The sequence below is a fragment of the Ruegeria sp. G12 genome (assembly GCF_056533565.1).
The window spans coordinates 444,245-456,914 of record NZ_JBQFOO010000001.1 but is presented as its reverse complement, the minus strand read 5'-3'; the positions used below and the strand labels follow the sequence as shown (position 1 = coordinate 456,914).

13 protein-coding genes are annotated in these 12,670 nt (G+C 54.4%); 7 read left to right on the top strand and 6 right to left on the bottom strand.

The genetic code is table 11. The annotated features are described in order from the left end of the window. Positions 1 to 445 precede the first annotated feature (445 nt). The 4 genes from ACR0JN_RS02295 to ACR0JN_RS02280 are packed head-to-tail and all read left to right on the top strand — an operon-like array spanning position 446 to position 4,369. A complete protein-coding gene (locus ACR0JN_RS02295; RefSeq protein ID WP_480883917.1) occupies positions 446 to 1,864 on the top strand; it encodes a circularly permuted type 2 ATP-grasp protein in 1,419 nt (472 codons plus the stop codon). A 1-nt stretch (position 1,865) separates the two neighbouring features. After that, positions 1,866 to 2,807: an alpha-E domain-containing protein gene (locus ACR0JN_RS02290; RefSeq protein WP_480818986.1), complete on the top strand. Its 942-nt coding sequence runs from the start codon at positions 1,866 to 1,868 to the stop codon at positions 2,805 to 2,807. A 3-nt stretch (positions 2,808 to 2,810) separates the two neighbouring features. Beyond that, positions 2,811 to 3,608 carry a transglutaminase family protein gene (locus tag ACR0JN_RS02285; protein ID WP_480883915.1) on the top strand — a complete coding sequence of 266 codons (798 nt, stop codon included), beginning with the start codon at positions 2,811 to 2,813 and terminating at the stop codon, positions 3,606 to 3,608. 11 nt (positions 3,609 to 3,619) lie between these two features. Beyond that, the gene (locus ACR0JN_RS02280; RefSeq protein ID WP_480883913.1) at positions 3,620 to 4,369 is read left to right on the top strand and encodes a proteasome-type protease; all 750 of its coding nucleotides are present in this window, start codon (positions 3,620 to 3,622) and stop codon (positions 4,367 to 4,369) included. Between the two features lie 303 nt (positions 4,370 to 4,672). Here ACR0JN_RS02280 and ACR0JN_RS02275 read toward each other — a convergent pair whose 3' ends face one another. Together ACR0JN_RS02275 and ACR0JN_RS02270 are read right to left on the bottom strand one after the other, a co-directional pair. Continuing rightward, positions 4,673 to 5,380: an IS6 family transposase gene (locus ACR0JN_RS02275; RefSeq protein WP_480883911.1), complete on the bottom strand. Its 708-nt coding sequence runs from the start codon at positions 5,378 to 5,380 to the stop codon at positions 4,673 to 4,675. Positions 5,381 to 5,473: 93 nt separating this feature from the next. Continuing rightward, on the bottom strand, positions 5,474 to 6,397 hold the full coding sequence (locus tag ACR0JN_RS02270) for a LysR substrate-binding domain-containing protein (protein ID WP_480883909.1): 924 nt from the start codon (positions 6,395 to 6,397) through the stop codon (positions 5,474 to 5,476). Positions 6,398 to 7,072: 675 nt separating this feature from the next. On the opposite strand from ACR0JN_RS02270, the gene ACR0JN_RS02265 reads away from it, so the two are divergent. After that, the gene (locus tag ACR0JN_RS02265) at positions 7,073 to 7,915 is read left to right on the top strand and encodes a 3-methyl-2-oxobutanoate hydroxymethyltransferase (protein WP_480883907.1); all 843 of its coding nucleotides are present in this window, start codon (positions 7,073 to 7,075) and stop codon (positions 7,913 to 7,915) included. A gap of 3 nt (positions 7,916 to 7,918) precedes the next feature. Continuing rightward, entirely contained in the window at positions 7,919 to 8,596 is a 678-nt protein-coding gene (locus tag ACR0JN_RS02260; RefSeq protein WP_480883906.1) for a class I SAM-dependent methyltransferase, read from the top strand. On the opposite strand, the gene ACR0JN_RS02255 is transcribed toward ACR0JN_RS02260, so the two are convergent. Both ACR0JN_RS02255 and ACR0JN_RS02250 read right to left on the bottom strand, forming a co-directional pair. Beyond that, the gene (locus ACR0JN_RS02255; RefSeq protein ID WP_480883904.1) at positions 8,597 to 9,046 is read right to left on the bottom strand and encodes a MerR family transcriptional regulator; all 450 of its coding nucleotides are present in this window, start codon (positions 9,044 to 9,046) and stop codon (positions 8,597 to 8,599) included. It lies immediately after the preceding gene. Between the two features lie 285 nt (positions 9,047 to 9,331). Continuing rightward, positions 9,332 to 10,354: a permease gene (locus ACR0JN_RS02250; RefSeq protein WP_480883902.1), complete on the bottom strand. Its 1,023-nt coding sequence runs from the start codon at positions 10,352 to 10,354 to the stop codon at positions 9,332 to 9,334. A gap of 85 nt (positions 10,355 to 10,439) precedes the next feature. Between ACR0JN_RS02250 and ACR0JN_RS02245 the strand changes: the two genes are divergently transcribed. Further along, the gene (locus ACR0JN_RS02245) at positions 10,440 to 11,297 is read left to right on the top strand and encodes a LysR substrate-binding domain-containing protein (protein ID WP_480883901.1); all 858 of its coding nucleotides are present in this window, start codon (positions 10,440 to 10,442) and stop codon (positions 11,295 to 11,297) included. A gap of 145 nt (positions 11,298 to 11,442) precedes the next feature. Here the strand turns inward: ACR0JN_RS02245 and ACR0JN_RS02240 are convergent, their stop codons facing one another. Together ACR0JN_RS02240 and ACR0JN_RS02235 are read right to left on the bottom strand one after the other, a co-directional pair. Continuing rightward, complete coding sequence (locus ACR0JN_RS02240; protein WP_480883899.1) at positions 11,443 to 12,321, bottom strand: copper resistance D family protein; 879 nt, start codon at positions 12,319 to 12,321, stop codon at positions 11,443 to 11,445. Then, positions 12,318 to 12,626, bottom strand: coding sequence for a copper resistance CopC family protein (locus ACR0JN_RS02235; RefSeq protein WP_170459277.1), 309 nt, complete (start codon positions 12,624 to 12,626; stop codon positions 12,318 to 12,320). The genes ACR0JN_RS02240 and ACR0JN_RS02235 overlap by 4 nt, the downstream gene beginning before the upstream one ends. Between the last annotated feature and the right edge of the window lie 44 nt (positions 12,627 to 12,670).

Here is a 12,670-nt window from a genome sequence, read left to right as displayed (position 1 = left end):
GTTGAAAATTTTGGATTGAAGGTTCTGCCATACAACCTAACTGGCTATGCTCGCAGCCAGCGCTAAAGCGTACATGCCCAATCCAATTGCGGGACAAAGCCTCTGTTTGGAGGTTAGCCATATATGTTAGCTACGCACGAGTACCGGACAAAATACAATTGGTCTGAGAATGAGGTTTGGGCTTCGGTATACACTTTCCAACTTACTTGGAAGCGCTTGCCATGAAGTATTCAATTTCTCTAAAATCCTCTTAAACGAACTTCCAAATCGACGGGAAAATCCCTCATTGTTGTTTTGCAGTTGGCAGCGACGATTAAGTACTTAACTGAATAGCCCTTTCAAATCCGCGTATTGTTTCGCCTGAAAAATAGGCGTTTTCCGGAGGGCTTTGGGTGGTCCAGCCCAAAGCACTTGAATCTGCGGGCATGTCAGTCACACTTCTTGCATGAGCGACTATTTTGACGAAATGTTCAGTGCTGATGGTTCTCTGCGAAGGTCTTATGAAGAAATCGGACGCTGGATCAATGCAGAAGATGTTTCAAGGCTGAGAGCCAAACAGCGCGAAGCTGAAGAAGTTTTCAGACTGACCGGGATCACCTTCAACGTTTACGGCAAAGCAGAGGCGGAAGAACGGTTGATCCCGTTTGATATAGTTCCACGGGTAATATCCGGGAGAGAATGGCAGCGGCTGGAACGCGGAATTGAACAACGGGTTAGAGCAATTAATGCCTTTCTCTACGACGTTTACCACCGTCAGGAAATTGTACGTGCAGGACGTGTTCCCGCCAAGATGATCGCTGACAACGACGCGTTCCTACCACAGATGCTTGGCGTAACGCCACCGGGTCAGGTTTTCACGCACATTGTTGGTATCGATCTGGTACGCACCGGGCCGGACGAATTCTATGTTCTAGAGGACAATGCCCGCACACCATCAGGCGTCAGCTACATGCTCGAAAACCGGGAAACTATGTTGAAGATGTTTCCAGAGTTGTTCAGTGCTACAAATGTGCGGAACGTATCGGACTACCCCAAGAACCTGAGGCGATCGCTTGCCGCCTGTGCTCCCAGCTGCGCTGAAGGAGAGCCAACCGTCGCCGTGCTGACACCCGGCATCTACAACTCCGCCTACTACGAGCACGCTTTTCTGGCAGACCAGATGGCAGTTGAATTGGTCGAGGGGCATGACCTGCGGGTTGTTGATGGTCGCGTCTGCATGCGTACAACGCGAGGGTACAAACCGATCGATGTTCTTTACCGGCGTGTCGATGACGAGTTTCTGGACCCTTTGAACTTTAACCCAGAGAGTGCATTGGGGGTACCGGGTATTTTGGACGTGTATCGTGCCGGAGGGATCACGATTGCCAACGCACCGGGTACTGGGATAGCTGACGACAAGGCGATTTACTCTTACATGCCTGAAATTGTTGAGTTCTATACCGGCGAGAAGCCACTTCTCCAAAACGTTCCGACATGGAGGTGCAGTGATCCGGAGTCTTTGGCCTATGTGCTGGACAATCTGTCTGAGCTTGTCGTGAAAGAAGTGCACGGCTCTGGAGGTTATGGGATGCTGATCGGGCCCACGGCCAGCAAGAAAGAAATTTCAGCGTTCCGCGACAAGCTTAAATCGCGGCCCTCGAGCTACATTGCCCAACCGACGCTTTCTTTGTCGACGGTACCGATTTTTGCAAGATCCGGACTGGCGCCAAGACATGTTGATCTAAGGCCGTTTGTTTTGGTTTCGCCTGAAGGGATCAAAATCACTCCGGGAGGATTAACACGCGTAGCACTCAAGAAAGGGTCGCTGGTTGTGAATTCCAGCCAGGGCGGTGGGACAAAAGACACCTGGGTTCTGGAGGACTGACATGCTGGGAAAAACGGCTGGCGGGTTGTTCTGGATGGCCCGGTATCTGGAGCGCGCGGAAAACACAGCAAGACTGTTGGAAACCGGTCAACGAATGGCTTTGACGCGCACCCACAACTCGGTCGAGGAGTGGGCTTCGGTATTGAAAACAGCGGGCGTTCTGGACGGGTTTCTTGCCAAGTATGAAGAGATAACCAAAGAAAATGCCGTGGACTGGATGCTGAGGGATGGTGAAAACCCCTCATCCATAAAGTCGGTCATCAAACAGGCCAGAGATAACGCGCGTCTCGTGCGAACGGCGTTGACCCATGATGTCTGGAGTGCGGTAAATGGCACCTGGATGAAAGTGGACGCGGCAATGAAACGTCGCGTGAATGAGCGAGACCTGCCGGGTACGCTTGAGCTGATCCGTCAGCAGACGGCCCTTGTGCGTGGCGCAACCCTTGGCACGATGCTGCGCAATGACATCTTTGACTTCATGCGCATCGGGAATTTTATCGAACGTGCTGACAATACCGGGCGTATTCTGGACGTTAAGTATTATGTTTTGCTTCCCACTACGTTTTCGGTCGGGTCGTCGCTGGACAATATCCAGTGGGAGAGCATCCTGCGATCGGTGGGGGCCGGTGGCGGATACTTGATGACGCACGGGCAAAATACCACACCTTCGGATATCGCTCAGTTCCTGATCCTGGATCAGCGCATGCCCCGCAGCCTTCACTTCTGTTGCAGGAAAATTCAAGAGAACCTTTCCTATCTCAAGAAAGATTATGGATTCACGGGCCCCTCATGCGAAGCATCCAATCGGCTTTCCGATAAGTATCTTGGCCGACAGATATCAGATATTTTCGACTATGGTTTGCACGAGTACATCGAGGATTTTCTCAGCGACCTTGGCCAGTTAAGCCGCCAGATCGAAATCGACTACCGGTTCTATGAGTAACCCATGAAAATGCACATCAGACATGAAACCCGATACGATTTCGACGCGCCAATTCCTTTCGGTCTTCAGCAATTGAGAAAAACGCCCAAGTCTTTTCGCAACCAGCGCATCGAAAGCTGGGCGACTGAGGTTATTGGTGGTCGCAAGGAACTGAGCTATGAGGACTATCATCGCAACACGGTGGAGCTGATTAGCTTTGACGTGAACACCCAAAGCGTCTCGCTGATTTCAGAGGGGGTGGTCGAAGTTAAAGACACGCATGGTGTTTTAGGCCGTCATGAAGGCTCAACGCCGCTTTGGCTTTTCAAACGTAGCACAGAACAGACAAAACCGGGAAAAGGTGTCAACGAACTGGTCCGGTCCTTACCTGAAGGTGAACCGTTGGACCAAATGCACGCTTTGTCCGACGCAATCCACGGTTGCGTCACCTATGAGATCGGAAGCTCCCACCCCGATTGGAGCGCGGAAGATGCCATCGAGGCAGGCAGCGGTGTATGTCAGGATCACGCCCATATCTTCATCACATGCGCGCGCAAGATCGGACTGCCCGCCCGCTATGTCTCTGGCTATCTGATGATGAATGAAACCGAATTGCAGGACGCGACCCACGCTTGGGCCGAGGTACATCTGGAAGGGCTCGGTTGGGTCGGTTTTGATGTGTCCAACGGGATTTCCCCAGATGATCGCTATGTTCGCGTCGCAACCGGTCTGGACTACACGCAGGCAGCCCCGGTAATAGGAAGCCGAATAGGGACAGCGGGCGAGCAACTGACAGTACAGTTGCAGGTCGCACAGCAGTAACGGAGAAGACAATGACCTATGCTGTGGGCATGCGGCTGAGCCGCGGACTTGTTTTCATGTCCGACACACGCACGAACGCTGGCATCGACAACGTCTCGACCTTCAACAAGATGTTCAACTGGACGGTCGAGGGGGAGCGTTCCATAACTCTGTTGACGGCCGGAAATCTGGCGACGACCCAGGCAACGATCAGCGTGCTTGAAGAACGTACCAAAGTGCCCGAAGAACGCGCTCCATCCATCCTCGAAGCGCCCACGATGTTTCAGGTTGCACAATTGGTGGCGGAAACGCTGAACAGTGTGATTGAACAACACGCGAAATCGGGCCAGCAAGCTGACAGCGCCTTTCATGCCACTATGGTTTTGGGTGGACAGATCAAAGACGCACCATCGCGCCTGTTCCTGATCTATCCGGAAGGCAACTTTATCGAAGCCGGGGATGAAACCCCGTTCTTTCAGATCGGAGAAACAAAATACGGTCGTCCAATCCTGGTCCGCGCTTATGATCCCGAGATGAGCTTTCCTGAGGCCGTTAAACTCTTGCTCGTTAGCTTCGATTCCACGATCAAAGCCAATTTGTCCGTCGGGGCGCCGCTGGACCTGCTTCTTTACAACGAAGACAGCCTCGAGGCCGGTAAACGCTCGCGGTTCGAGGCAGATGACGAATACTTCCGAACTGTTTCAGAAGGTTGGGGCGACGCGCTAAAATCTGCTTTGTCCAAACTTCCAGAGTATTCTGACGTAGCCGAACAGGACATTTAGATGTCTGTTGATTTGTGCCGGACATTTGCAAGCGATTCAAATGCTGCGCGGTTTCGATGGGCGGGATTTCAGTAATCGCCAATAAACTCGCTTGGTGGAAAATGGCCGCCTGCAAAACGCTGCCAAGTCCGCTTTCTTTTGATTACCGTCGTTCTTACATTGGGCAGCATGTGCAACAATGGGCTCGCTCCGGATCTCCGAGGCAGCACAGCATCCGTCGATCGTGAGACATGGGCCACGCCACTCGCTCGGTGCTGTCAGACAAATTCGAACTAGTCTCAACTAGGCCAGTAGAGCTGTCCTTCATGCCGCGCCAAGTTCGCGCCACTCGGCGAGAGCAGCGGCGCGTGTCAGCTTGAAGGTGCCTCGGCTGGTTAGAGATCGCTCCTGGTTAAAGTGGTTGTAGACGGAGGAGTGGACGGCGGCGAATTTCTGTAAACTTTGCATACGCCTGAATCGCTGCATCGCGCGTTCTCTTCGTCGGAACGGAAGGTGTGAGTTCTCAACCCGGTTGTTAAGCCACCTGCCCGTCTTCTGCTTTTCCGTCGCACCGAGATCTCTGAGCGCTGCTCGGTATGACGCGAAGCGATCGGTGACAACTTCATCCGAAGCACCGTGTCGCCGCATCAATTTCTTGAGAAATTTCAGTGCTGCCTGTTTGTTTCGACGTTTGGTGACAACGGCTTCAAGCACCTCGCCTTCGTGATCAACGGCGCGCCACAGGTAGTGCCGCCGACCGTTTACCTTTACGAAGACTTCGTCGACATGCCACTTCGCCCTTGAGTATGCCCGCAATTGCTGGACCCGTTTTCTGCGAATTTCCGAGGCAAACATCGGACCGAACCTATTCCACCAATATCGGACGGTCTCGTGGCTGACATCGATGCCACGCTCGTGCAGCAGGTCTTCGACATTCCGCAATGAAAGCGGAAAACGGATGTAAAGCATCACCGCCAGGCGAATGATCTCAGGGCTGGTTTTGAAGTATTTGAACGAGACGGGTTTGGTCATTGCCAGAAGCTATGCGACCACCCTGCCCCGCTCAAGCAAAGTTCCGCTGACAAGACCCTCTGTCCCGCTCAACCAAAGTTCTTCTGACAAGACCTACCCATGCAAGAATTGTTCAGCGGCAGACCGGTCGGCCTCCGCAATCTCCCAGGCCCATGACCGAAACGCCGCGACCTTGGGTGAGTGCCATTTGTGACGCCCGGCGAGAAGACAGACGCCGCCGTCAGGCGATTTGCACACCATGTCCGGAAACGGGGCAACCAACGTTCCCGATTGCAATTCTTCGCGACACAGTACGAGGTCGGCCATCACAACTCCAACACCCATGACCGCCGCCTTGGTTGCGATGTCAATGTTGGGAAAATCCTGACCTTTAGCCGGGTCTACGCCTACGTTCCGGAAAGCACCGACCCATGTCTTCCAGTCGGAGTGACTTCTTGTTTCGTGCAGCAATTCACAGTCGGCAAGCGCCTCAGGAGATTTCAGCGACTTATTGCGACGATAGTCCGGCGTACAGGCCGGGGTGAGAATGATCGGAAAAAGTGTCTGCACCTCAAGATCATGCGAGCGGTTCGACAAGTTGGATATAGAGAAACCTATATCAACATTGATTGGGTCGAAACCGCCATCTGGATAAAAATCCGTTGTCAGACTCACATTGAACTCTGGATGAGCTTCTCTGAAGCCTTCCAATTTTGGCAGCAGCCACCTGATTGACGTCCCCGGCGGGCATACGATGCGCAACTCGTTGGCATCCGCGGAAACTTCTTCCGCTGCGCGCCCGATCATGCCAAAAGCTTCCGATATAGTGGGCAGAAACGTGGTGCCCGCTGGCGTCAACCGGACGCCCTGAGCCAGCCGCTCAAAGAGCTGAACGCCCAAATGGTCTTCCAACAGCTTGACGTGCCGACTGATCGCGCCTCGCGTCACATTGAGCTCTTCGCTTGCACCCACAAAACCGCGGTGACGTGCTGCGGCTTCAAAGGCCCTGAGGGCGTTAAGTGGTGGTAGTCTTGTCATGAATAAGACTCATTTTTTCTAATCCTTTGGATGCAAAAGCTTGGTTTGCTTGAAAGTCTCCACTCGCGGTATCCATCAGTCAAGCTAGAAAGCATGAGGAAAATTATATGTTAACCGGTTTGCTCGGGAATGGTTCGTCGATTAGGAAAGTCACGGATGTTTTGGCTGCGTGCAAAAAATTTATGCCTATGTCACGTGTAGAAACACCTGACGCGCGGCTACAAAAGCAGCTGGAGCATCTTGCCCTGAGCGCCCCGCACATGCTGGCGGACATAGGGTTTGAGCGCGACGTCGAAGCGAGCTCCAGCGAAAAGGCAGTGTGGCGCCGGGGCGCTCACAGCGTGATCATCTTTAGCCCCATACATGCCTCCGCCTTCATTTGAAGTCTTTTCAAGCAAACGAACAGAAAGTTTTGCGCCAATGCCATCTCTTGGATGACGTAAAGAACCAGACATTCGAACTGGTTGCAGCATTCACTAGTTCGGGCTCAATATTGCCGTTCTATGTGGTCTGCGTTGTCGGCCGGTCGCAGCCCGAAGCGGACCTTCATCACTAGGCTTTGCAATCTCTGAGATGCGGGACAAAGCTGCCGTCTCAACTAGGATTGCGAATCTAACATTAATGTCAGATAATGTTCTCTCCAGCTATAAAGACGCAGTGGGAGGAACCAATACAATGCGCAGAAAAACACGACTGAAGCACCTGGCAGAGAAAGTGCAAAACGGCGAACGTATCGTCGGCATGGAGTGTCATGACACTCCAAGTGCAATCATGGCAGAGGAACTGGGCATGGACCTTCTTTGCTGCGGCAGTCCGGGACCCATGGGGCTTATGGGCCATCCGTCCATGGCAACGGTAGACTTCGAAGAACAACTCTACATGCTTGAAGGCGTTCTAAGGGGTGCTTCGTCCCCGTTCATCATCTGCAATATGCCAAACACTACGGCCTGTATCTCGATTGAAGAGTCAGTACGCAATGCGGCAAAGGTTGTGAAGCTGGGTGCAGATGGGGTTCATATCGAACCGTCCCTTGGTACGGTAGATCACATTCGGGCAATCGTAGATGCGGGGATACCGGTTGTGGGCCACTTTGGGGTTCAGGGGGAACGCGCTGTCATGAATTCCGGCCACTCGCCCGCAGGACGAACCGCCGAAGAAGCTGCAAAGATTGTCGAACTGGTGAAAGCATCTATTGACGCCGGTATCTTTGCTGCGCTCTTTGAACATACATCTGTAGAGCTTACCAAGTGGTGCTATGAAAACTTACCAGTGGCGGTAGCCAGTCTTGGGTCGGGCCCCCATGCGCACGGGATTTTTCATGTATCAAGCGATATCATCGGGTGCTCGGTCTTTCCCATCCCGCCCAAACGCGAGGTCTTTGGCGATGTCTGGGGCGAGATGCAGCGCGCATACGCCGCCTACTTCGCCGCCGCGTCGAACGGGCAGTTTCCTAAGCCCGAACTGAGCCATGCGATGCATGAAGGCGAACATCAAAAGTTTCTCGCAACGATCAGCTAAGATATGGATCATACCACGCAGCGAGGCCCCGCAGAGTTCATGCGGTGGCTCGCTGCTTTACCGTTCAAGCGTGACTTATGTGTGGAATGCGGAGCCGGTCGAGGCGAGCTCTCCGCTTACCTGCAACCGATGTTCAACCAGGTCATTGCCACCGATGCCGCGCCACCACGAAAATCGCTGCAATACTGTCCCGTGCAAAGGTGCCATGCAGAGGCGTTACCATTCTCGGCAAGCAGTGTAGACCTTGTGTTTTCTATGCAAGCAGCGCACCACTTCGACACTCATGATTACACTCAAGAGGTAAAAAGGGTTCTGCGGCCGGGAGGGATTTTTGGAGTCTTTTCGTGGGCAGAGGCAGAGTTGCCAAATCGGGTTACTCAGGCCTATGCGCCCGTCTTTGAAGCGATTTCCCCATTTTGGGAGACGGAGCGAAAGTGGGTTGTCAGCGGATATAAAGGTTTCAAGTTCCCAGGTCTGCGCATTGAGGTCCCACACTTCCACCTCACAAAGTGGCTTTCACCAGAGGGTCTTGAGACCGAAATGGCGTCATGGTCTGCGGTCCAGGCGGCCTCGAAGTGTAGCATCGAGTTTCCAGAACCACGCCTCGCCTCCTGGGGCTTGCACGAAAACACACTATTTGAATGCAAGTGGCGTATTATCGGTCAGGTGTTTCGTTACTGACTACTTCCAGACCATCGCGGCCACTGAATTGTGATGGACCACATCATTCATCGGGCAATCCGGGCAAGTCTCTGGAGCCGGGACGTTCTTGCAACCTTGGCACTTACTGACTGTCTTGGATGCTTCGACAATTTCAGACCTGAGTTCCAAAGCCTGTTGCGCTTTCTTAGAAAGTAACTCGGCAAGGTTATCCAACAACCCCCCAACAGATGATGCCGACTCATCACCGGTCTGATGTTTCAGGCGCTCTTGTGCTATTTCAGAGAGGCTATCCAAACCGATGTCCAGCAATCGCAACCGATGAATCAAGCGCGCAACCGACAAGTCGGCATCGCTATAAAGTCGCGTACCCTTTGCCGACTTTGTTGGTGCAATGATCCCAAGACTCTCGTAATGGCGCAGCATTCGCTCCGTCAAACCAGATTTCTCGACAATTTCACCGATCTTCATAGCAACTCATCTCGTAAGCTTGGACTTGTGTATCTAACGTGGCGTCAGAAAACCAGTGCCTTTGCGACTTCGATGAAATTGCTCATTTCGATTGTCAGGTTTCTGCTAATAGAGCCCTTCGCGCAAAGTGCAGCATCGAACCGAATGGGCTCTCCTGACACCTTCGCCGCGATATACATCAAAGGCCGCTCTGGTATGGATCGACTTTCGCCTTATGCCGCAGGAACAGACACGACGGAACTGCGTTAAGGTTCTCTGAAGTCTGCTTCCCGTTGGCGTTGAATCTCAGACGATCCACCCAAAGACATACCCCGCCCCGAGCGACCCCAGAACTGCAAGCAGCAGATAGAGCAAGAACGGTTGCAATTTGAGCACCGGTGCGATGGCCATAGCACCCCAGATGCTGACCGCGCCGCCGGAAACAAGGAACGCCATCGCTGCCCCTGCGGACATGCCGTTGTCGATCAAACCGCGTGTCAGTGGGAGTGCAGCGTAACCGTCGATATAGGCCGGGGCACCGACGAAGACAGCGGCGGGTATGGCCCACCATTTGTCTTCGCCAACATATGCTGCCAATACGCCCGGTGTAAGGGCCGTGTTCAACGCATACTCCGCGGCAAATGCCGGGATTAGGCAAATCAGGATAAGCCGCGTGGTTGCCCAGACCTGTTTTCTGAAAGCACGACGACGCGCTTCAGACCGCCAGACCCAAGGATCAAAGGGCTGCTCTTCGCCGTATCGTGTAGCACTTAGTTGGCGCGCCAGGCCATTGTCCCGAAGCGCATTCATGGCCCAAGGTGACTTGGCGAACATGCCGGTGATCGTGCCGCCGAACAGACCCAATCCGAAGGCCGCAAGCGTCTTGCCAATCGCAAAGCTCAGACCAAGGGTTGCCGCTGTTGTCGCGAGCATTGCCGGATCCGTTATCGGAGAGGACAGCCAGAAGGCCATGATCGGAGCGAGCGGTACGCCCGCAGCCAGCAATCCGGCCATCAAAGGCAGCACGGTCACACCGCATACGGGCGTGATGGCTCCAATGAGCGAGGCCGCCAGAACCGTTCTCAGTGTCCTGCCCTCGAAGGCACCAGCGATGTGGGTATCCGCGCCGCTTGCGATGATCCAGGCTGCAAGTAAAATGCCCGGAATGACGATGGGGGCCACGACAATCAGGCCCCATAGGACAAACTTTGCTGTGTTTGCGGCGTGTTCCGGCCAGACAAGACAGACGCCAGCCAGCAGCAGCAAAGAGACGCCCCAAACCAGGGGTTTCCGGTTAGATGGTTGGTGGGCAGCTGTCTGATCTGACATGGGATACTCCTCTGACCTTGAAAAATAGTGCTGCACAAGGCATCTGTGAAACGCATAGTTTCAATTTCCGGTATTGGAAAAATGAATGGAAAATCTGGATAGCGATCTTCTGCGAACCTTCGTCGCCGTGGCTGATGCCGGAAGCGTCACGGACGGTGCTGCCCGTATCCACCGGTCGCAATCTGCGACAAGTCTTCAAATCAAGCGCCTCGAGGCGATCCTGGGTCAGCCGGTCTTTGACAGGCATGGTCGCGGGGTGGTCTTGAGCGACACGGGACGAAAGCTATTTCCAGTCGCGCAGGAGGTGACGGCACGTCTCGACGCGGCCCTACAAGAGATTTCACAGAACACAGTTAGCGGCAAACTGCGTTTGGGCATCCCCGACGATCACGGGCGCACCAGACTTGCGGCGATCATTGCGACCTTTGCCCGTCAACATCCGAAAGTCGAACTGGATGTCACCTGCGCCTTGAGCACAAGTTTTCCAGAAGCCCTCGATAAGGGGGCGCTGGACCTTGCGGTCTATGAGGTCGAAAGCCCGACCAGTCACGAGGAGGTTGTTTTTGAAGACCCGACATGTTGGGTTTCTTCGGCGCACCGGCACTTTCGGGCCGAAGAAAGACTTCCGGTGGCCTTGTTCGATCATGCGTGCTGGTGGCGCGACGCGGCGGTCAATTCATTGCAAGCCCGTGGAAAGCCATATCGCGTTGTCTACTCCAGCCAAAGCGTCTCTGGTGTGATTGCAGCAGTAGAAGCCGGGGTCGCAGTGGGTCTGCTTGGTCGCTCCTCGCTGCACGGCGGTCTATCGGTGGTGAACGATGCATTGGGCCTCGGAAACACGCCTGCCTCCAAGTTAGTGATGGCATCCAGCAAGCCGAAAGAACAAGGGCCTCAAGACGCTATGAAGGCCGCGATCCGAGCCGCGTTTATGGCCAGCCCATGAAAAAGCCGACCTTTGCTGTGCTCTGTTGAATGGACAGGTCGGGCTCGAAGCGGCCACCCACTGCGGCTTGCATGTTTGGCAGCTCGCAGCCCAAAGCAGACTTTCGTAACAAGGATTTGCAGCTCCTGCTTCGTACCCAAAGCCGTCAGAGATTGATGGGAGGTGTCGTCACACTGGTTAGGGTCGCCGTTGCAAGCAGGATCAGAACAACAGCGAGAATCTCCATTGAAATCGACCGCCGGAGAGCAATTTCCGCGCCACGCGTCTCAGCCCTGAGAGCCGGAACAAATCTCAGTTTGTTCAGCGCCGCGAGGCCAAGAAGGGCAGAAACGATCACGACCTTGACCAGAAGCACCAATCCATAGGCCGTTCCGAACAAAGCGGTCACGGAGCCCGAAAGCAGCCACGCGAGCGCTGCGCCTGCAACAATCAGGACGGCAACTCCGTAAGCAGCGAAATTGCCAAAGTGGTGCAGTAGATCTGCCCCAGTGGGAGTGAGCGCCGCTTTGCGCAAAGGCAGGAGAGCACCGACCCAAAACGCGGCAGCCAGCAGATGAAGAACCAGAAAGACTGCGAGAGCCGCCCTGGGCTCTCCGAGCGAGTGTCCCACCTGAGCAAAAGAAATCGCTATGGCAAGGCTGCCCGCCAAAGCGATCCACGGCCCGACGCGGGGAAGCAGGATTGCCAATATTGCAAGTTCACCCACCACTCGCCAAATCGCGCCGGTGCCAAGCGGACTGTCCCAAACAAAACCAAGCATCATTGGGTCCGTCGCGCCCTCAAAGCCCATTCCGGATATCCGCGCCGCTCTGATGCCGAAACGCAAAGCCAGAACGGCGAGACCGAGAAGCGCCGCACCGACCGCAAGGTGCTGTGCAAGGCGCAAAACGGACGCGTCGGCGCGCTTGGCAAAGAGAACCGTGAACAGGACGCTACCCATCGCCAGCAGCGCTGCACCGTAGCCAAGTGCCTTCGCCAAAATGGCCAAGACAACAACACCGTCAATAGGTGCCAGACCGATCACTCAGCGACCGTGAAAGAGAAGCTGCCCTGCATCGGGTGACCGTCGGACGCCATACCGCGCCAGTCGAAGCGGTAGCTTCCGGGTGCAAGCTCTTCCAACGGTATGGCCCGGAATTCTTTGGCGGGATCCATACCCGTTTCGCGGTCAATTTCTACATCGCCATCGGAGGATCTCAGCGTAACCGAGATGATGCGCATCGGATCATCGAACCGCATGGTAAGCTCCGGCACGTCCGTGACGGTTGCACCGTCAGCCGGTGTCGTTGCTTCGGACTTTGAATGCGCAGCCGCAAGCATTGGAGCCATTGCTACGACCAAGCCGATAAGAGTTTGTTTGATCACCTGAGTTT

Coding starts and splice junctions, on each gene's coding strand:
- ACR0JN_RS02295 (WP_480883917.1), top strand. CDS start 446: ATGAGCGACTATTTTGACGAAATGTTCAGTGCTGATGGTTCTCTGCGA.
- ACR0JN_RS02290 (WP_480818986.1), top strand. CDS start 1,866: ATGCTGGGAAAAACGGCTGGCGGGTTGTTCTGGATGGCCCGGTATCTG.
- ACR0JN_RS02285 (WP_480883915.1), top strand. CDS start 2,811: ATGAAAATGCACATCAGACATGAAACCCGATACGATTTCGACGCGCCA.
- ACR0JN_RS02280 (WP_480883913.1), top strand. CDS start 3,620: ATGACCTATGCTGTGGGCATGCGGCTGAGCCGCGGACTTGTTTTCATG.
- ACR0JN_RS02275 (WP_480883911.1), bottom strand. CDS start 5,380: ATGACCAAACCCGTCTCGTTCAAATACTTCAAAACCAGCCCTGAGATC.
- ACR0JN_RS02270 (WP_480883909.1), bottom strand. CDS start 6,397: ATGACAAGACTACCACCACTTAACGCCCTCAGGGCCTTTGAAGCCGCA.
- ACR0JN_RS02265 (WP_480883907.1), top strand. CDS start 7,073: ATGCGCAGAAAAACACGACTGAAGCACCTGGCAGAGAAAGTGCAAAAC.
- ACR0JN_RS02260 (WP_480883906.1), top strand. CDS start 7,919: ATGGATCATACCACGCAGCGAGGCCCCGCAGAGTTCATGCGGTGGCTC.
- ACR0JN_RS02255 (WP_480883904.1), bottom strand. CDS start 9,046: ATGAAGATCGGTGAAATTGTCGAGAAATCTGGTTTGACGGAGCGAATG.
- ACR0JN_RS02250 (WP_480883902.1), bottom strand. CDS start 10,354: ATGTCAGATCAGACAGCTGCCCACCAACCATCTAACCGGAAACCCCTG.
- ACR0JN_RS02245 (WP_480883901.1), top strand. CDS start 10,440: ATGGAAAATCTGGATAGCGATCTTCTGCGAACCTTCGTCGCCGTGGCT.
- ACR0JN_RS02235 (WP_170459277.1), bottom strand. CDS start 12,626: ATGGCTCCAATGCTTGCGGCTGCGCATTCAAAGTCCGAAGCAACGACA.